An 18,112-nucleotide genomic window follows, 5' to 3' on the forward strand; every position below is an offset into this window, starting at 1 on the left:
GGGCAAAGGTCTGCGATGCGGCAACCATCACAACACACCTTCCAGGCCGGTGCCGTCAAAACCCGGCGGCGCTTTCAGCTTCACGCCGTCCTTGCTCATCTGCACTTCGATCCCCAGCGCGGTCAGCGCCGTCTTGATCCGGTCCACCTCGGCGAAATCCTTGGTCTCCATCGCGGTCACCCGCGCGTCGCTCAGGAAGGCTTCGACATCGGTCAGGTCATAGGCCTGTTCCACCGCCCAATCGGGGATCTTGTCGCCCAGGAGCCCCAGCAGCACCAGCGCGCCGCGCAGACCCGCGACATCATTCTCGCCCGACAGCCTGTGGCACAGGGTCAGCACCCCGTGAGAGTTCAGATCATCCGCAAGCAGGTCGACCGCTTCGGCCGGGGGTACCGTCGTCTCGTCCCCCGCGACCTGGGTGTACCACTTGCGCAGCACGCGTTCGGCCTCTTCGCGCTTCTTGTCGGTCCAGTCCATCGGCTTGCGGTAATGGGTCGACAGGAAGACAAAGCGGATCACCTCGCCCGGCACGCCCTGATCCAACAGGTCCCGCACGGTAAAGAAATTGCCAAGCGATTTTGACATCTTGCGCCCCTCGACCTGCAACATCTCGTTGTGCATCCAGACATTGGCAAAGCCGTGGCCCGCGCATTTCGACTGGGCAATCTCGTTCTCATGATGCGGAAAGGTCAGGTCGTTGCCGCCGCCGTGAATGTCGAAGGTATCGCCCAGCAGCGCCTCGGCCATGGCGGAGCATTCGATGTGCCAGCCGGGCCGACCCCGGCCCCAGGGGCTGTCCCAGCCGGGTGTCTGCGCGTCGGAGGGTTTCCACAGGACAAAATCCATCGGATCCTCCTTGTAGGGCGCGACCTCGACCCGGGCACCGGCGATCATGTCGTCCACCGACCGCCCCGAAAGCGCGCCGTATTCGGCATAGGACCGCACCCGGAACAGCACATGCCCCTCGGCGGCATAGGCGTGATCCTTGCTGACAAGGTCCTGGATCATCGCAATCATCTCGTCGATATAGGCGGTGGCGCGCGGCATGGCGCGGTCGTGTTCCGCCCCTTTCAGCGAGGGCTCCAACGCCCCGACCGCCGCCATGTCCTGCAGGAACCAGCGGGTTGTTTCCGCCGTGATCTCGCCAATCGAACGGCCGCTTTCGGCGGCGCGCGCATTGATCTTGTCATCCACATCGGTGAAGTTGCGCACATAGCTGACGTGGTCCGGCCCATAGACATGCCGCAGCAGCCGGTAGAGCACGTCGAACACGATCACAGGCCGCGCGTTGCCGATATGGGCCCGGTCGTAGACTGTCGGTCCGCAGACATACATCCGCACGTCATCCGCCGAAATCGGCACGAAGTCCTCGCGCTTGCGGGTCCTGGTGTTGTGAAGTCTGATTGTCGTCATCGGTCGTCCTCGGCCATGTCTGGCGCGGGATGCCACATCTGGTTCAGAATGAAAACGACATGAGCACGCCCGCGAGAAATCTCAGCAGGTAATAATGATGCGTGTTTTGCATGTCATCGTGGTCATGGGGATGAGGTACGCCCATGATTGCCGCAGGTCAAGGCTGATTGACAAACCGCGCCGCCTCTGCGCCCCTGCGCGCGTCACAACAAGGAGCGCCGCCATGCAAGCATCACACCGCATCAGCCACATTCTGGGAGGAGGCTCCGACGGATGGGGCGTTTTCACCAAGGCACGCCGCATGATCGCCCAGGGCACGAAGGTCACCGAGCTGACCATCGGGGAACATGACATCCGCACCGCCGCGCCGATCCTGCAGGACATGCACCGCTCGGCGATCGAGGGGCACACCGGATATGCCGCGGTGCCCGGCACCGACGCGCTGCGTGACCGGGTTGCGGCGCGGGTCACAAGACGCACCGGCGTGCCGACCACACGCGACAACGTGCTGATCACACCGGGCGGTCAGGCCGGGTTGTTCGCGACCCATATCGCCTGCTGCGATGCGGGTGATACCGCGCTTTTCATCGACCCCTATTATGCCACCTACCCCGGCACGATCCGTGGCGCGGGTGCCGAGCCGCTGGCCATTGCCGCGCGCCCTGACGCGGGGTTCCAGCCCCGGGCGGCGGATATCGCGGCGGAGGCGAAAGGCGCAAGATCGCTGCTGGTCAATTCGCCCAACAACCCCACCGGCGTGGTCTACAGCCGTGAAACGCTGGAGGGGATCGCGCAGGTCTGCACCGATCACAACCTCTGGCTGATCTCGGACGAAGTCTATGACACCCAGGTCTGGAAGGGCGAACACATCAGCCCCCGCGCCCTGCCCGGCATGGCGGATCGCACGCTAGTGATCGGCTCCATGTCGAAATCCCATGCCATGACAGGTTCCCGCTGTGGCTGGATCGTGGGCCCGGCCGGGATGATCGAGCATCTGACAAACCTGGCCACCCATACCACCTATGGCGTGCCGGGGTTCATTCAGGATGCGGCCGTGTTTGCGCTGGATCAGGGGCCGGCCTTTGAAGCGGAGGTCGGGGAACCCTTCCGCCGCCGCCGCGCACTGGCGCATGACATCCTGGCCGGGCAGAATGCCGTCACCCTGGTGCCCTCGGACGGGGCCATGTACCTGATGCTGGACATCCGCAGCACCGGGCTGAGCGGTGAGGCCTTTGCCGATGCGCTGCTCGACGCGCATCATATCGCGGTGATGCCGGGGGAAAGCTTTGGCCGCGCCGCCGCGGGCCACCTGCGGGTGGCGATGACCGTGGATGACAGCCGTTTCGCCGAAGCCCTGTCCACGCTCTGCGGCTTTGCCCAGGAGCGCGCCGAAGCGGCATAAGGCGGCACGGCGAAGGATCAGGCGCCGCAGCCCCCCGGGGCAGCAGTGAAAGGGTTCCCCACGGGGAACCCGATACATTGTGAATAAACATTTCTATATGGCTAACCCTGCGACAGGATACCGGGCCTGACACCGGGGTCCGGCAACGGGGCCTGACGCTTCTGTAATGCAAAAGGCCGGGGCAAAGCCCCCTCAGATTGCTGACAAACCCGGAAACGGCTGCCGCCGGAGGTAAATCGTTCTTCTGCGCTCAGCGTTTCGTTTTCGAACGAAGGGCCGCGCCCGAGCCTGGGAGGGCGCATTGAGACGCGCATTCGGAGCGCTTCCCTTACAAATATCAATGTTGTCAGTGTGATACGAGAAGTCACCAAAAGCGCCCTCCCGTTTTGCCGGAGGCAAACCTTCGGTTTGACGGGAGGGTCGGGCGCAGCCCGGGCTGACACCCGGGCCAAGGCTTGTGGCTGGCGTCGTGGAAGAACGATTTCGTTGTTTCGGGGGGGGGGCGGGTGCAGGAACGTGCTTTTTCAGCAGCCTCAGGCCGGGGCAAAACCCCGGCCTTTCTCTGGCGCGATGGCCAGGCGCTCAGAAGCGCAGGGAGCCGCGCACGGTGAAGGTTGTCGCATCCGCATCCGCGCCGGCGACACCGCCGATATCGTCGAACTTGTGATGCAGCACTTCCGCACCGACGGTGTAGCGGTCGGTGATCTTGTAGGTCGCGCCGATCCCGGCAAAGGGGCCGGTTTCATCGCCGAGCGAAGTATCGGCACGGGCCGCACCGGCGGTGGCGTAGATCAAGGTGTTGCCAAGGTCGTAACCGCCCTTGAACTTCAGCCGGGCCACGGAATCGACATTGGCCGCACCGTTGTTCAGGTCGATGTCGGTCTTGTCATAGTCCAGTTCGCCACCGATGACATAATTGCCCAGGTCATAGTCGTAACCGGCGTGGAAACCGTAGGTGCCATTGTCACCATCCAGCACGCCCGGACCGTCGACATCGCCATACCCCAGTTGCAGACCGGTGTAGAAGCCGGTCCAGTCACCGGAAACCGGGACCGGCGCAGGTGCGGGCGCATAGACCGGGTCTTCCACCACGGGGTCTGCCAGGTTGCCGGCATAGGCGGCACCGCCCATGGCTGTGCTTGCGGCAAGTGTGATCGCGCTGATCTTGATAAACTTGTTCATGTTCTGCTCCTTGGCATTGTCTTTTGTTCATCCCGCATGATGCGCGGTTGTTGGATGAACCCGGAACATAGGTATCGGTTTCGCAATGTCTGCTCACACGCACGTGATGGGCTGGAAGTTGCGCAATCCGCCACTTCGGTTCGGCTGGTTTCAGCTTGGGGCAAAAATCGCCCGGAACCTTTTTGCTGCATGGGCAAAATCATGCCGCGCCTGCACGGGTCGCAAACAGGCCGCGCGGTCGTAAACGGAACAGACGGGCAAGGGCGCGCTTTGCACGATGGGGCAAGGGAGAGGCCATGAACGCTGATCTGTGCATCATTTCACGCATCATCCGCACGATCGGGGCGGAACGTGGTCGTGCAGCCCGCGGCGCGCCGCGGCGGCGCTGACCCCCGCCTGCCCTGCACCTCTTCCACCGGAACATCACCATGACAGATCTTTCACCGACACGCACAGGGGGCCGCGCCGCGCGCCGTGCCGCCCGTGCCGCCCCGCTTGCACAACACCTGCGCCCGATCCGCCCCGGCCTGGAGGGCGGTCTTTACCGCCCGCTGAGCGATCAGGGCATGGCGGATATCCACAATGCCGCCCTGACCGCGCTTGAGGAAATCGGCCTGGCCGATGCCCCGGCCAGCGGCATTGCCTATCTGACCGGCGCAGGCGCGATCCTGGGCGACGACGGGCGCATCCGGTTCCCCCGCGCGCTGGTCGAGGATACCATCGCCCGCGCCAACCGCAGCGTGACCCTGTTCAGCCGCGACCGCCAGCACGATCTGGAACTTTCGGGCAACCGGGTGCATTACGGCACCGCCGGGGCGGCGGTGCATATGGTCGATGCCCTGGGCCGCAACTACCGCGAATGCGGGGTGCAGGACCTGCATGATGCGGCCCGCATCTGCGATGCGCTGGACAATATCCACTTTCTGCAGCGCCCCATGGTCTGCCGCGACATCACCGACAACCGCGAGATGGACCTGAACACGATCTATGCCTGCTGCGCGGGGACCGGCAAACATGTCGGCACCTCCTTTACCGATCCCGCCTATGTGGCGGAGGCGCTGGAGATGCTGCACATCATCGCAGGCGGCGAGGATAAATGGCGCGAACGGCCCTTCGTGTCGAACTCCAACTGCTTTGTCGTGCCGCCGATGAAATTCGCCACCGAAAGCTGCATGGTGATGGAGGCCTGCATCGCAGGCGGCATGCCGGTGCTGCTGCTGTCGGCGGGCATGGCCGGGGCCACGGCCCCCTCGACCGTGGCAGGCGCCATCGTGCAGGCGGTGGCCGAATGCCTGGCCGGGCTGGTCTATGTCAATGCGGTCAGGCCGGGACATCCGGCGATCTTTGGCACCTGGCCCTTCGGGCTGGACCTGCGGTCGGGCGCGATGACGGGGGGATCGGGCGAACAGGCGCTGCTGACCGCCGGCTGCGCGCAGATGCACAAGTTCTACGGCCTGCCCGGCGGTGCCGCCGCCGGGATCGCGGACAGCAAGCTGCCGGACATGCAGGCGGGCTGGGAGCAGATGTGCTCCAACGTGATGGCGGGGCTGTCTGGCTGCAACATGATCTATGAGGCGGCGGGCATGCATGCCTCCCTGCTGGGGTTCTGCCATGAAAGCCTGATCCTGGGCGACGACCTGATCGGTCAGGCCCTGCGCTGCGTGCGCGGGATCGAGGTGACGGAGGAGACCCTGGCGGTGGAAGAGATGCGCGCGGTCTGCCTTGGCGGGCCCGGTCACTACCTGGGCACCGAACAGACCCTGGGCCGCATGGAAACGGATCATGTCTATCCGAAGCTGGGCGACCGGACCTCGCCCAAGGAATGGGCAGAGAAGGACAAGCCGGACCTGATCGTGAAGGCGACAGCGCGCAAGGAGGAGATCCTGGCCCGGCGTGCCCCTGCGCGGTTCGATGCGGCCACCGATGCCATTCTGCGGCGCCGTTTCAGAATCCACCTGCCGGGCTGAAGCCACCCCCCGGGCTGACGCGCGTCCGGACAAACAAAAAGGCCCGGTGCCTTGGCACCGGACCTCATCGGGGCATGGGGGGCCTGTTGTCGCTGCCGTGCCTCCCCCCGATGCCCCGAACCCGAAACGGGGCTGTTATAGCGCTTCGGGATATACCTGAATCACTTGTTCGCTGCCTCTCCCTGCGGTCGAACGCGAAAAGTGATGTTGGATGTTTCAAGTTAATCCCGAAACGCTGTAGCATTTCCAGTTTATGTTGTATCGCCGATGTCCCGAGAGCGCGAAGCGCGGCAGGGTATCGGCGATACAAGTTCAAGGCGGGGCGCTTTAGCCTTCGTCGGAGGTGGGCATCACGCCTGCTTCCTGTGCCGATTGCACTTCGGCATCGTCCAGTGCGCCGTCGGCGTTCAGGTCCATCGCCGAATATTGCTCTGCGGTCACGTCAGGATAGACCGCCTGCACTTCAGTCACGCTGAGCAACCCGTCGCCGTTGGCGTCCAGGTCTGCGACCCCGGCACCCATCGCATAGGCGGGCAGGCAGAGGGCTGTCAGGGCGGCGAGGGTTACTTTGGATACATGTGTCATGTGATACTTCCTTTTCGTGGTTTGGTCGAAGGTCTTGCTGCCTTCAGGGTGTTAGACGCATCCGGAGCGGTTTGCGTTCATCCCCCCGGAGCGGCGCGCGAAGGCCTGCCGACCTGGCCCCCGGCCATGGGCAAAGCGCCGCCCAAAAAGCCCCGGAAGCCGGTTTCGGCGGAAATTCCCCAACTGGTTGTGTTCCGGTGAAATCGGCATGCTGCACAAAAACAAGCGAGGCAGCACCATGACAGACCCCCTGACAGCCCACCTGACCGCCCCCGTCGCGGGCCCCGGACCGGCCCCCGGGCCGGCCTCCTCCCCTGCCCCATGCGCCTTCGACGCCCTGATGCCCCGGCTGCGCGCCCGCGCCCGCAAACTGACCCGCAGCGCGGAGGAAGCCGAGGACCTGGCCCAGGAGGTGGCGCTGAAACTGTGGCAGTTGCTGGCGGGGGATGCAGAGATCGCCGCCCCCGACCGCTATGCGATGATCATGCTGCACAACCTCGCGCGGCACCGCTGGCGCGGGACACGGCAGACCGAAAAGCTGACAGAGGAAATGGCGGTGACAGCACCCGTGGCCCCGGCCCGGCTGGCCTGCGCAGAGCTGCGCGCGGCCATCGCATTGCTGCCCCGCGACCAGCGCGCCTGCATGGAACTGGTGTTGGCCGGTGACACCAGCCCGCAGGTGCTGGCGGCGCATCTGGGTGTGCCCGAAGGCACGGTGATGTCGCGCCTGGCACGGGCGCGGGCCAGCCTGCGGCAGCAGATGGCGCTGGAGGGATCGGTGTCGGAACTGCTGTGAGCGCGGACCGGGGGCCAACCCCCGGACCCCCGGTGGTATTTTTGGAACAATGAAGCCGGGGGTGGTGCAGGAGGTTCGGCGCGGTCCGGGTATGGCAAACCGGGTGCAGAGGCCGGAGTCAGCCCGCATCCTCCTGAGCAGAAAAAAGGGAGAGCCGAAGTGCCCCCTTGAGTTTCGCCGTTCCGTTTGCATTTCCTTCAAATGCAAACTCCCCTGACAGAGGCCTTTTCCTTAAAAGGCCGGAGTCAGCTCTCATCCTTACAGACAGAAAAAAGGCAGAGCCGCAGCCCTGCCTGTAGTTTCGCCGTTCAAGCTCAATATGTTAACCGCTCGGTATTTGTTTGCCTGCGGCCTGAACGTCGTCCAGAGCACGCGCACGCGCTCCGTGTCCCAAGCAAAACCTATTGGTTTTGCTTGGAGGCGGTGGCAGCGTATCGCTTGCGATGCGCGAGAACCGCCCCCGTTTCAGGTGAAGCGCCCCAGCAGAACTCGGATGCTTCAGTCTCAAAGAAGAATTACTTCTTCTTGTCTGGTCGCTGCGTGAGCGCAGACGCGGCTGCCGATTTAGCAGCCTTTGAAGATTTCGGATCACTAAGCACTTTTGCTGCGGCAGATGCGGCTTTGGCGCTTGTGACCTCCGAATTCTTGCGTCGGGTCATTATGATCCCTCCACTTGTGGACAAAGCTATGGGTAAGCAAGGTATGTTCCCTGTATCGCCATGTATCTTCGCCCTGTCGGCAGTGCGTCATTGATCGCAAGTTTCGACCTGTACTACTCCTTTCACAGAGGCCGGACATTGGCCTTTTGCTTCGTCTCTCGCCCGCACCGTGGAAACGAGAGATGGGCCGGGGCTCGAAACTGATACTTTCGGGCCCCAACCCCCAATCTCCTCAACTACACCCCGACGTCCCACCGCAGGTGTTGCACTTCATGCAGGTGCCGTTGCGCACCAGCGTGTAGTTGCCGCATTCGCCGCAGGCCTCGCCCTCGTAGCCCTGCATCTTGGCCTTGGTCCGGGCATCCATGCTGACCGCCCCCGTGGCCACAGACGTGCTTGCCGCCATGGCGACGGCGGCATTGCCGTTGACCTGCGGTGCAGCTGCGGCGACGGCGGCTGCCATCTCGCGCTGGCCGCCCTGAAGCACCACCAGTTCCTGCGGCAGTCGGTTGCGCAGGTAGCCGGTCGAGCTGATCTGACGCAGCACTTCGAGGCTCTTGGTCGCAGCGGTTTCCGACAGTTCGGAGACATTGGCCACGCCTTCTTCCTCTTCGCCCCGGCCGAGATCGTCAAATGTGGCGCCTTCGGGCTTCACATGGGCCAGATCGGTCCGGTCCAGGTAGCTGACCGCCAGTTCGCGGAAGATATAGTCGAGGATCGAGGTCGCATTCTTGATGCTGTCATTGCCCTGCACCATGCCCGCCGGTTCGAACTTGGTGAAGGTGAAGGCATCAACGAATTCCTCCAGCGGCACGCCGTACTGAAGCCCGACAGAGACCGCGATGGCGAAATTGTTCATCATCGCCCGGAAGCCCGCACCTTCCTTGTGCATGTCGATGAAGATCTCGCCCAGCTTGCCGTCGCCGTATTCGCCGGTGCGCAGATAGACCTTGTGGCCGCCGACGATGGCCTTCTGGGTATAGCCCTTGCGGCGCTGGGGCATCTTCTCGCGGTGCGATTTGATGATTTCCTTGACGATCACCTTCTCGACGATCTTTTCGGCCAGCACGGCGGCTTTCTCCTGCAGGGAGCCGCTTTCCAGCACCTCCGCCGCATCGTCGTCATCCTCGATCAGCGCGGCCGCCAGCGGCTGGCTGAGCTTGGAGCCGTCGCGGTAGAGCGCATTGGCCTTGATCCCGAGGCTCCAGGACAGCTCATAGGCTTGCTGGCAATCCTCGATGCTTGCGTCATTGGGCATGTTGATCGTCTTGGAGATCGCGCCGGAGATGAAGCTTTGCGCCGCGGCCATCATGTAGATGTGGCTGTTGACGCTGAGATACCGCTTGCCCTTCTTGCCGCAGGGGTTGGCACAATCGAAGATGCCGTAGTGCTCTTCTTTCAGGTGCGGCGCCCCTTCCAGCGTCATGGTGCCACAGACGTGGTCATTGGCCGCGTCGATGTCCGCGCGGGTAAAGCCCAGGGATTTCAGCAGGTCAAAGGTCGGGTCGTTCAGCTTGTCCGCCGGGATGCCCAGCACGTTCTTGCAGAAATCCGCGCCCAGCGTCCATTGGTTGAACACAAAGCGGATGTCGAAGGCCGAGGCCAGCGCCTTGTCCACCTTGGCCAGTTCGTTGGGGCCGAAACCATGGCCCGCCAGCGAGGTGTGGTTGATGCCGGGGGCATTGCCGATGGTGCCGTGGCCCACGGCGTAGGACACGATCTCTTCGATCTGGGCGGAGCCGTAGCCGAGCTTTTCCAGCGCGGCGGGCACAGATTGGTTGATGATCTTGAAATAGCCGCCGCCGGCCAGCTTCTTGAACTTCACCAGGGCAAAGTCAGGCTCGATCCCGGTGGTGTCGCAATCCATCACCAGACCGATGGTGCCGGTAGGTGCGATGACCGAGACCTGCGCGTTGCGATACCCATGTGCTTCGCCCAGTGTCAGCGCCTCGTCCCAGGTGGACATGGCCACGTCGATCAGGCCGGGCTGCGGGCAGTTGGCGTGATCCAGCGGCACCGGCTTGACGCTCAGCTTCTCATAGCCGGTGTCGTTGCCATAGGCCGCGTTGCGGTGGTTGCGGATGACGCGCAGCATGTGCTTGCCGTTCTTGGCATAGCCCGGGAAGGCCCCCAGCTCGCCCGCCATTTCGGCGGAAGTGGCATAGGACACGCCGGTCAGGATCGCGGTCAGCGCACCGCAAAGCGCGCGGCCCTCGTCGCTGTCATAGGAATAGCCCATGTTCATCAGCAATCCGCCGATGTTCGCATAGCCCAGACCCAGGGTGCGGAAGTCATAGGACCGCTGCGCGATTTCCCGGGAGGGGAATTGCGCCATCATCACCGAGATTTCCAGCGTCACGGTCCACAGACGCGCGGCATGCATGTAGTCTTCGACGTTGAACACGCCGTCCTGCAGGAAGGTCAGCAGGTTCATCGACGCCAGGTTGCAGGCGGTGTCATCGAGGAACATGTATTCCGAACAGGGGTTGGAACCGCGGATCGCGCCGTCTTCGGGGCATGTGTGCCAGTCGTTCACCGTGTCGTGGTACTGGATGCCCGGATCGGCACAGGCCCATGCGGCATGGCCCACCTGGGCCCAGAGATCACGGGCGCGGATGGTCTTGGCCACCTTGCCGGTTGTGCGGTCGGTCAGTTCCCAGTCCGCGTCCTTTTCGACGGCGGTCAGGAAGGCATTGGTGACGCGGATCGAGTTGTTGGAGTTCTGGCCGGAGACCGAGTTGTAGGCCTCGGAGTCCCAGTCGGTGTCATAGGTCGGGAATTCGATGCTGGTGTGGCCCTGCTTGGCGTAATCCAGCACGCGTTTGACGTAGGTCTCGGGGATCGCAACCTTCTTGGCTTCGCGGATCGCCTGTTTCAGCGCGTCATTCCTGGCCGGGTCATAGGCGTCTTCAACTGTCCCGTCCCATTCCTTGATCGCCTTGAACAGAAGGTTCAGCTTCTGCTCGTGCATCTTGGAGCCTGCGACGATGGAGGCGACCTTCTGCTCTTCCAGCACCTTCCAGTTGATGAATTCCTCGATATCGGGGTGGTCCGCATCGACGATCACCATCTTGGCGGCGCGGCGCGTGGTGCCGCCGGATTTGATGGCACCGGCGGCGCGGTCACCGATTTTCAGGAAACCCATCAGGCCGGAGGATTTGCCGCCGCCCGACAGTTTCTCCCCTGCCGCACGCAGCGAGGAGAAGTTGGTGCCGGTGCCGGAGCCGTATTTGAACAGCCGCGCCTCGCGGACCCAGAGGTCCATGATGCCGCCATCGCCCACCAGGTCATCGGCGACGGACTGGATGAAGCAGGCATGCGGCTGGGGGTGTTCGTAGGAGGATTTGGAACGGGTCAGTTTGCCGGTCTTGTAGTCGACATAGTAATGGCCCTGCGCGGGACCGTCGATGCCGTAGGCCCAATGCAGGCCGGTGTTGAACCACTGCGGGCTGTTGGGGGCCGCGCGCTGGCTGGCCAGCATATGGCGCATCTCGTCAAAATAGGCGCGGGCATCTTCCTCGGTGGTGAAATAGCCACCTTTCCAACCCCAATAGGCCCAGGCCCCGGCGAGACGATCGAAGACCTGCTTGGAAGAGGTCTCTCCACCCATCTCGGCACCTTCGGCGGGCACGGAGCGCCACAGGAACTCGGGCACGCCCTTTTCCTTCACCTTTTTCAATTCGGAGGGCACGCCCGCCTTGCGGAAATATTTCTGCGCGATCACGTCGCTTGCGACCTGGCTCCAGCCGGAGGGCACTTCGACATTGTCGAGCTTGAACACGACGGAGCCGTCGGGATTGCGGATTTCGGAAACTGTGCTGACAAAATCCAGGTCCGCATATGCGTCCTGGCCCGCGGTCGTAAACTGACGTTCAATTTTCATTTTTTACTGCCTCATATCCAGCATTAACAATCTACGGAAACCCGCCTGTCATTGCAGGCTGTCCCCACCCCGTTCATTGCCGACAAAAGGCACAGAAAGACCGATCACGGAGGGAGCCTGCCCCGTGTTCCTGCAGCATTTAACGAAGTTTTCGTCCTGGTGCCTGTCTTCTGCCCTGATGCGCCCTGCGAGCGTTAACCACTACATATTGTGGCGTCATCGTCGGCCTACACAAATTGACGCATCATGGGGGTTCGGGTCAACGGATTTTTTGAGAAATCTTCCAATCTTTAAGGTTGACCGGTGCCGCTCTTTTTGAGCGGCCCGCCGGGCTCCGATTCATACCGATCATATCCCCAGCCCCCCTGAACCGTGGAGGTTGCATCGCCGGTGCTATTCTCCAAACGTTACGGCACATTTAGGGGTATCGGCTCACCCTTTGCATGAAGTTATCCACAGATCCGCTGTGAACAAGATGTCCTGAAGGTGGCGATCCGGTTTCGCCGGAAAAATCTGCAGCGATTCATAAAAATGTCACGTTGACCGGAGTCTCGGGCCAAGAATCATCGGCAAACGCGCACCGCATCTGGATGCGGTCGGGGTGCAGCCCACCACATGTAGCGGTGTCGCGTCGTCAGGGGTCTTGTACGATGCGAGCACGGCCCGAGGTACAGCTAGGCGGAGGTTTCTGCCGTCGATCACTAGGTCCGGAACAAGCCGCAGGCGCCGGGCCCCAAGCCAACCTTTAAGATTTCATGAGGCGGCGCATTCACGCCGCAGGTGCAGATAACGTGTTTGCAATCTGGCGGCGGGCAAACCGAGCCTGGGCGCAACGGCACCCAAAGGGCATTTTGTGACCCGAAAGGGCAAATGTCCTGGCTATCAACATAAATGAAAGTGGTCGGAGCGAGAGGATTCGAACCTCCGACCCCCTGTACCCAAAACAGGTGCGCTACCAGGCTGCGCCACGCTCCGACCTGGCCTCTTTAGTCGCTGGCTTCGTGAATGAAAAGACCTAGATTAAGGTGTCTCGCAAGGCCATGCCGGCCCGAAGCGCGCAAAGGCGGGATGGCGCAGCTCAGTGCCTTCCACGATCCCCAGCCGTTGTGCCAGCCCGCCGTTGATCTCCAGCACCGCCAGGACGTTCTCGCCGCCGAAAATCGCGGTTTCATCCAGCGGTACGGCATTGTGGTGAATGTGGCGCACGACACCGGTGGCGTCGATGAACAGCATATCGAGGGGAATCAGCGTGTTGCGCATCCAGAAACTTGAACGGCGCGGCGCGGGATAGACAAACAGCATTCCCGAAGAGACCGGCATCGAGGTGCGGCCCATCAGCCCGCGCATCTGTTCCTGCGGTTCATCCGCAATCTCGACGGTGAAGCGGACCTGGCCCCAGTCACCACGCAGCAGGACCGTATCGGCGCGGCAGCCGGATGCGGCCTGGGCCGCAAGGGGCATCAGCGCGACAAGGACAAGGGCAAGGGCAAGGGCCGCAGCACGGTTCCCTATTCGTCTTCGCGTTCCGTCAAGACCGTTTCCCATGCCTGTACCTCTGCGGCCATACGACCGCGCTTGCCTTCGATCACCCGCATCGCCAGTGCTTCGCCCGGCTGCAAATCGGACAGGCCGGACTGGCGCAGCACTTCGATATGCAGGAACACATCCTGCGGCTTGCCAAAGACATTGGCAAACCCGAATCCCTTGGATTTATCGAACCACTTTACCCGCGCAGGTTCCAGAGGTGCCGCCGCCACGGCGCTGCGGTCCAGCCCCACGATATCCGGCAATGCGCTGGTCTGGACGTTGCCGGGCGGCTGGATCGACAGCACGGCGGTGGCCTGCACCCCGCGTTCGGTCCGCTGCGCGATCACCTCCACCCGCGCGCCATCGGTGACAGAGCTCTGGCCGAAGTTGCGCAGGACATTCACATGCAGCAGAATGTCCGGCCCCCCCTCGTCCGCCACAACAAAGCCGAACCCCTTGATCGGGTCGAACCATTTCACGACGCCCGATACCGGCGTCCCCTCGGGCGCATCTGTTTCGGGCTCGGTCGGTATGTCGCGGTCGTCCTGCACAATCGTCCTTTATCTTTTGCTTCCGTGCCCTTGGGCCGGAAAATTCAAGTTCTTATCACACGAGACAGCTTATTGATACTCAGGGGTTCAGGCGGGTCACATCCCAGGGGGAGGACGGATCGCCCCGCCGCCATTGGAACCGGTTGTGAAGCCGGAATTCGCCGTCAGCCCAGAACTCGATCTCCAGCGGCGTGATTCGATATCCGCCCCAGAACGGAGGCCGCGCCGGATCGGTTCCCTTTGCCGCCGTCACCTTAGCCACTTCGGCAACCAGCGCCGCGCGGCTTTTCAGGGGGCGCGACTGCGCCGAGGCCCAGGCGCCCAGCCGACTGCCCAGCGAACGGCTCTTGTAATAGGCGTCGGCCTGCGGCCCGTCCTCGCGGGTGATCAGCCCGCGCACCCGGATCTGGCGGCGCAGCGATTTCCAATGCATGACAAAGGCCGCCTTGCCCGCGCCATCCAGCTCCCGCGCCTTGGCGCTCTCGTAATTGGTATAGAAGACAAAGGCATCCGCCTCGATCTCTTTCAAAAGCACCATCCGCGCATTTGGCAGACCATCGTCGTCCACCGTCGCCAGGGCGATCGCGTTCGGATCGTTGGGTTCTTTGCTTTCCGCCTCGCCCAGCCACTGCCGGGCAATTTCGAACGGATCCTGCCCCGCAAAAATACCGGTGCGTTTTTCCATGTAGTATCCCAATTTCATAATCGTGCGCCGCAAATCGCACCGATCGCTATAGCGCTATATCAAATGACATAACGCAACAAGCCACAGGACCGATTTTTATACAACCAATCCGGTAGTTGGCGCTAACATGCCAAAGGCAGGCATCTTGATGGCATGGCCGCAATGTCCTAGAGGTAACCGGTAATGTAACAGGCAGAGGTTCGGTGCCCATGGAAAACACTTTGATGCAAGGCAAGCGTGGGCTGATCATGGGCCTTGCGAACGACAAGTCCATCGCCTGGGGCATTGCCCGTACCCTGAGCGAGGCGGGGGCGGAACTGGCGTTCTCCTATCAGGGCGATGCGCTGAAAAAGCGGGTCGATCCGCTGGCCGCACAATTGGGCAGCGACATTGTCCTGCCCTGCGACGTCGGTGACGAAGCCAGCCTGGACGCGCTGTTCGACGGGTTGAAAGAGCGCTGGGGCGGTCTTGATTTCGTCGTTCATGCCATTGGCTTTTCTGACAAAAACGAACTGCGCGGCCGCTATGTCGATACCAGCCGCCGCAATTTCGCGATGTCGATGGATATTTCCGTCTATTCCTTTACCGCCGTCATGCAGCGCGCGGAAAAGATGATGTCACCCGGCAGCAGCGCGCTGACCCTCACCTATTACGGCGCGGAAAAGGTCATGCCGCATTATAACGTCATGGGCGTGGCCAAGGCGGCGCTGGAAGCCTCGGTGCAATATCTGGCCGAGGATCTGGGCAAGGACGGCATCCGCGTCAATGCGATCTCGGCAGGGCCGATCAAGACGCTGGCAGCCTCCGGCATCGGCGATTTCCGCTACATCATGAAGTGGAACGAATACAACTCTCCGTTGCGCCGCAACGTCACCATCGACGACGTCGGCAAGGCGGCGCTTTACCTGCTCAGCGATCTGGGATCCGGCACCACCGGCGAGAACCTGCATGTGGATGCGGGCTACCATGTCGTCGGCATGAAAGCCGTGGACGCGCCCGACATGGCCAAGGAATAAGCCTGAACCGATGTCCCTGGAAAGCCTCATCGCCTTCAACCTGCTCCTCCTCGCGGCCCTGGCCAGCCCCGGTGCCGCGATGATCTTTGTCATCCGGACCACGGTCAGCGCGGGCCGCGTTGCGGGGCTGCTCAGCGGCGTTGGGCTGGCACTGGCGGCAGGCTGCTGGACGGCCTCGGCCTTTCTGGGGCTCGACCGGCTGCTGGCGCTTGCCCCCTGGGCCTATATCACGCTGAAGGTGGCAGGCGCGCTCTATCTGATCTGGATCGCGGTGCAGACCTGGCGGCACGCCCGCCAGCCCCCCGGCGATGCCCTGCCCCGGCCGGCCGGCCGCAACCTCATGGCCGGTGCGCTGGTGAACCTCGGCAACCCCAAATCAATGCTCTTTGCCGCCGCCCTGATCCTCGTGGTCTTTCCCAAGGGCATGAGCGCGGGCGAAATCGCCTTTGTCGTGTTCAACCATGTGACGCTGGAAATCCTGTTCTACAGTCTCTTTGCCACCCTGCTCAGCACCCCGGTTGCGCGGCAGGGCTATCTGCGTCTGAAACCGGTCTTCGACCGCATCGCCGCCCTGCTGCTGGGGGCCTTCGGCACCCGGTTGCTGATCGAAAGGTAACCCCATGTCCGACAAACGCGACGCCAACCGCCTGCCCCATGAAAAAGGCTTTCACATTTCCTGGGACCAGATCCACCGTGACAGCCGCGCCCTGGCCTGGCGGCTGGACGGCGAAGGCCCCGATGACGGCGCCTGGCGCGCGGTGGTCGCCATCACCCGTGGCGGCATGGCCCCGGCGATGATCGCGGCGCGCGAGTTGGACATCCGCACGGTCGATACGATCTCGGTCAAATCCTACGACCACCAGGACCAGTCCGAGGCCCAGGTGCTGAAATCGCCCGATGCGACGCTGATGGGCGACGGCACCGGCATCCTGATCATCGACGACCTGGTGGACAGCGGCAAGACACTGGAAGTGGTGCGCAAGATGTACCCCAGGGCGCATTTCGCCACCGTCTATGCCAAGCCCAAGGGCCGCCCCCAGGTCGATACCTTCATCACCGAAGTCAGCCAGGACACATGGATCTTCTTTCCCTGGGACATGGCGCTGCAATATGTCGAACCCTACCGGGGCAAGGACTGAACCCTTCCCCTCTTTTTGGCCGTAAATATTCCCGGGGAGTGTGAGGGGCCGGTCCCTCACGTCCGCCGCTGCAAGAGGATGCCCCCGATGCCATTGCCCCGCACCGCCACCACCTTTGCCCCGCCGGTGATGGAAGCCCGCCGCTGGCTGCAGGGCGTGGACTTTGCCCCCGGCCGCCCGCTGATCAATGTCAGCCAGGCCGCCCCGGTGGAGCCGCCGCCACAGGCGCTGCGCCAGGCGATGGCCGATGCCGCCCTGACCAATGACGCGGCGCATCTTTACGGCCCGGTGCTGGGCCTGCCGGAACTGCGCGCGGAACTGGCGGCGCAGACCGGGCAGCATTATGGCGGGTCGGTCACGCCCTTGCAGGTCTGTATCACTTCCGGCTGCAACCAGGCCTTTGCCGCCGCCATTGCCACGCTCTGTGCCGAAGGGGATGAGGTTATCCTGCCAACCCCCTGGTATTTCAATCACAAGATGTGGCTCGACATGTCCGGTGTTGCGGCGGTCCCGCTGGCCACCGGCCCGGACCTGCTGCCGGATCCGGACCATGCCGCCGCCCTGATCACGCCACGCACCCGCGCCATTGCGCTGGTCACCCCCAACAATCCCGGCGGCGTCGAATACCCCGCCGATCTGGTGCAGGCCTTCTTCGATCTTGCCCGCCGCCATGGCATCGCGCTGATCCTGGACGAGACCTACCGCGATTTCGACAGCCGCAGCGGCCCGCCCCATGCGCTGTTCCAGGACCCGGACTGGGCCGAAACGCTGATCCACCTCTATTCCTTTTCCAAGGCCTACCGCCTGACCGGGCACCGTGTCGGTGCCATGGTCACCTCGGAGCGGCGCCTTGCGGAGGTTGAAAAGTTTCTCGACACCGTGGCCATCTGCCCCGCGCAACTGGGCCAGCATGGCGCGCTCTGGGGCATGCGGAACCTCGCGCAATGGCTCGCCGGTGAGCGCGACGAGATCCTCGCCCGCCGTGCTGCGATCACGGCCAACATGCCCCGTCTGGCACCGCAGGGCTGGAAACTGCTGGGGCTGGGCGGCTATTTCGCCTATATGCAGCATCCCTTTGCGCAATCTGCCGCCACGCTGGCCCCGGAACTGGTGCGCAGCGCGGGCATCCTCTGCCTGCCCGGCACCATGTTCTGCCCCGAGGGCGACGCCACCGGAGAGCGGCAGCTGCGCATTGCCTTTGCCAATCTCGACGCCGCCGGGATCGGCGTGCTGTTCGACCGGCTGGCAGAACTGAGGCCCGGTTAGGCCCGGGGTTCAATGATCCTGATCCAAAGCGCTGCAAAACA

The 18,112-nt window shown here is 63.0% G+C and carries 14 protein-coding genes and 1 tRNA gene; 7 read left to right on the top strand and 8 right to left on the bottom strand.

The window, feature by feature from the left end; translation table 11 throughout:
- Positions 1 to 27: 27 nt before the first annotated feature.
- Positions 28 to 1,413: a cysteine--tRNA ligase gene (cysS, locus tag ACWNZ3_RS11015; protein WP_496899965.1), complete on the bottom strand. Its 1,386-nt coding sequence runs from the start codon at positions 1,411 to 1,413 to the stop codon at positions 28 to 30.
- Between the two features lie 223 nt (positions 1,414 to 1,636).
- Here cysS and ACWNZ3_RS11020 point away from each other — a divergent pair, with 223 nt between their 5' ends.
- Positions 1,637 to 2,815: a pyridoxal phosphate-dependent aminotransferase gene (locus ACWNZ3_RS11020; protein ID WP_496899966.1), complete on the top strand. Its 1,179-nt coding sequence runs from the start codon at positions 1,637 to 1,639 to the stop codon at positions 2,813 to 2,815.
- Between the two features lie 582 nt (positions 2,816 to 3,397).
- Here the strand turns inward: ACWNZ3_RS11020 and ACWNZ3_RS11025 are convergent.
- On the bottom strand, positions 3,398 to 3,997 hold the full coding sequence (locus ACWNZ3_RS11025; RefSeq protein ID WP_274578201.1) for an outer membrane protein: 600 nt from the start codon (positions 3,995 to 3,997) through the stop codon (positions 3,398 to 3,400).
- 428 nt (positions 3,998 to 4,425) lie between these two features.
- Between ACWNZ3_RS11025 and ACWNZ3_RS11030 the strand changes: the two genes are divergently transcribed.
- Positions 4,426 to 5,964: a trimethylamine methyltransferase family protein gene (locus tag ACWNZ3_RS11030; RefSeq protein ID WP_496899967.1), complete on the top strand. Its 1,539-nt coding sequence runs from the start codon at positions 4,426 to 4,428 to the stop codon at positions 5,962 to 5,964.
- Positions 5,965 to 6,291: 327 nt separating this feature from the next.
- Here ACWNZ3_RS11030 and ACWNZ3_RS11035 read toward each other — a convergent pair whose 3' ends face one another.
- On the bottom strand, positions 6,292 to 6,549 hold the full coding sequence (locus tag ACWNZ3_RS11035; RefSeq protein ID WP_067287678.1) for an EF-hand domain-containing protein: 258 nt from the start codon (positions 6,547 to 6,549) through the stop codon (positions 6,292 to 6,294).
- A 238-nt stretch (positions 6,550 to 6,787) separates the two neighbouring features.
- Between ACWNZ3_RS11035 and ACWNZ3_RS11040 the strand changes: the two genes are divergently transcribed.
- The gene (locus ACWNZ3_RS11040) at positions 6,788 to 7,345 is read left to right on the top strand and encodes an RNA polymerase sigma factor (RefSeq protein ID WP_496899968.1); all 558 of its coding nucleotides are present in this window, start codon (positions 6,788 to 6,790) and stop codon (positions 7,343 to 7,345) included.
- 891 nt (positions 7,346 to 8,236) lie between these two features.
- On the opposite strand, the gene ACWNZ3_RS11045 is transcribed toward ACWNZ3_RS11040, so the two are convergent.
- From ACWNZ3_RS11045 to pdxH, 5 genes are all read right to left on the bottom strand, one after another.
- Positions 8,237 to 11,887, bottom strand: a complete 3,651-nt coding sequence (locus ACWNZ3_RS11045; RefSeq protein WP_269361724.1) for a vitamin B12-dependent ribonucleotide reductase — start codon at positions 11,885 to 11,887, stop codon at positions 8,237 to 8,239.
- Positions 11,888 to 12,785: 898 nt separating this feature from the next.
- A tRNA-Pro gene (locus tag ACWNZ3_RS11050) sits at positions 12,786 to 12,862 on the bottom strand.
- A 45-nt stretch (positions 12,863 to 12,907) separates the two neighbouring features.
- A complete protein-coding gene (locus tag ACWNZ3_RS11055) occupies positions 12,908 to 13,348 on the bottom strand; it encodes a DUF192 domain-containing protein (protein ID WP_269361723.1) in 441 nt (146 codons plus the stop codon).
- A gap of 47 nt (positions 13,349 to 13,395) precedes the next feature.
- On the bottom strand, positions 13,396 to 13,965 hold the full coding sequence (locus tag ACWNZ3_RS11060; RefSeq protein ID WP_443069511.1) for a cold-shock protein: 570 nt from the start codon (positions 13,963 to 13,965) through the stop codon (positions 13,396 to 13,398).
- Between the two features lie 79 nt (positions 13,966 to 14,044).
- Positions 14,045 to 14,650: a pyridoxamine 5'-phosphate oxidase gene (pdxH, locus tag ACWNZ3_RS11065; RefSeq protein WP_269362077.1), complete on the bottom strand. Its 606-nt coding sequence runs from the start codon at positions 14,648 to 14,650 to the stop codon at positions 14,045 to 14,047.
- Between the two features lie 209 nt (positions 14,651 to 14,859).
- Between pdxH and fabI the strand changes: the two genes are divergently transcribed.
- The 4 genes from fabI to ACWNZ3_RS11085 all read left to right on the top strand — a co-directional run bounded on the left by fabI (position 14,860) and on the right by ACWNZ3_RS11085 (position 18,071).
- Positions 14,860 to 15,666 (top strand): enoyl-ACP reductase FabI, encoded by an 807-nt coding sequence (fabI, locus tag ACWNZ3_RS11070; RefSeq protein ID WP_269361722.1) that lies wholly within the window; start codon positions 14,860 to 14,862, stop codon positions 15,664 to 15,666.
- Between the two features lie 10 nt (positions 15,667 to 15,676).
- Positions 15,677 to 16,282, top strand: a complete 606-nt coding sequence (locus tag ACWNZ3_RS11075) for a LysE family translocator (RefSeq protein WP_496899969.1) — start codon at positions 15,677 to 15,679, stop codon at positions 16,280 to 16,282.
- 4 nt (positions 16,283 to 16,286) lie between these two features.
- On the top strand, positions 16,287 to 16,805 hold the full coding sequence (gene gpt, locus ACWNZ3_RS11080) for a xanthine phosphoribosyltransferase (RefSeq protein ID WP_274575220.1): 519 nt from the start codon (positions 16,287 to 16,289) through the stop codon (positions 16,803 to 16,805).
- An 87-nt stretch (positions 16,806 to 16,892) separates the two neighbouring features.
- Positions 16,893 to 18,071 (top strand): aminotransferase, encoded by a 1,179-nt coding sequence (locus ACWNZ3_RS11085; protein ID WP_496899970.1) that lies wholly within the window; start codon positions 16,893 to 16,895, stop codon positions 18,069 to 18,071.
- Positions 18,072 to 18,112 lie beyond the last annotated feature (41 nt).

This window comes from Sulfitobacter sp. IGS-18 (genome assembly GCF_059628195.1).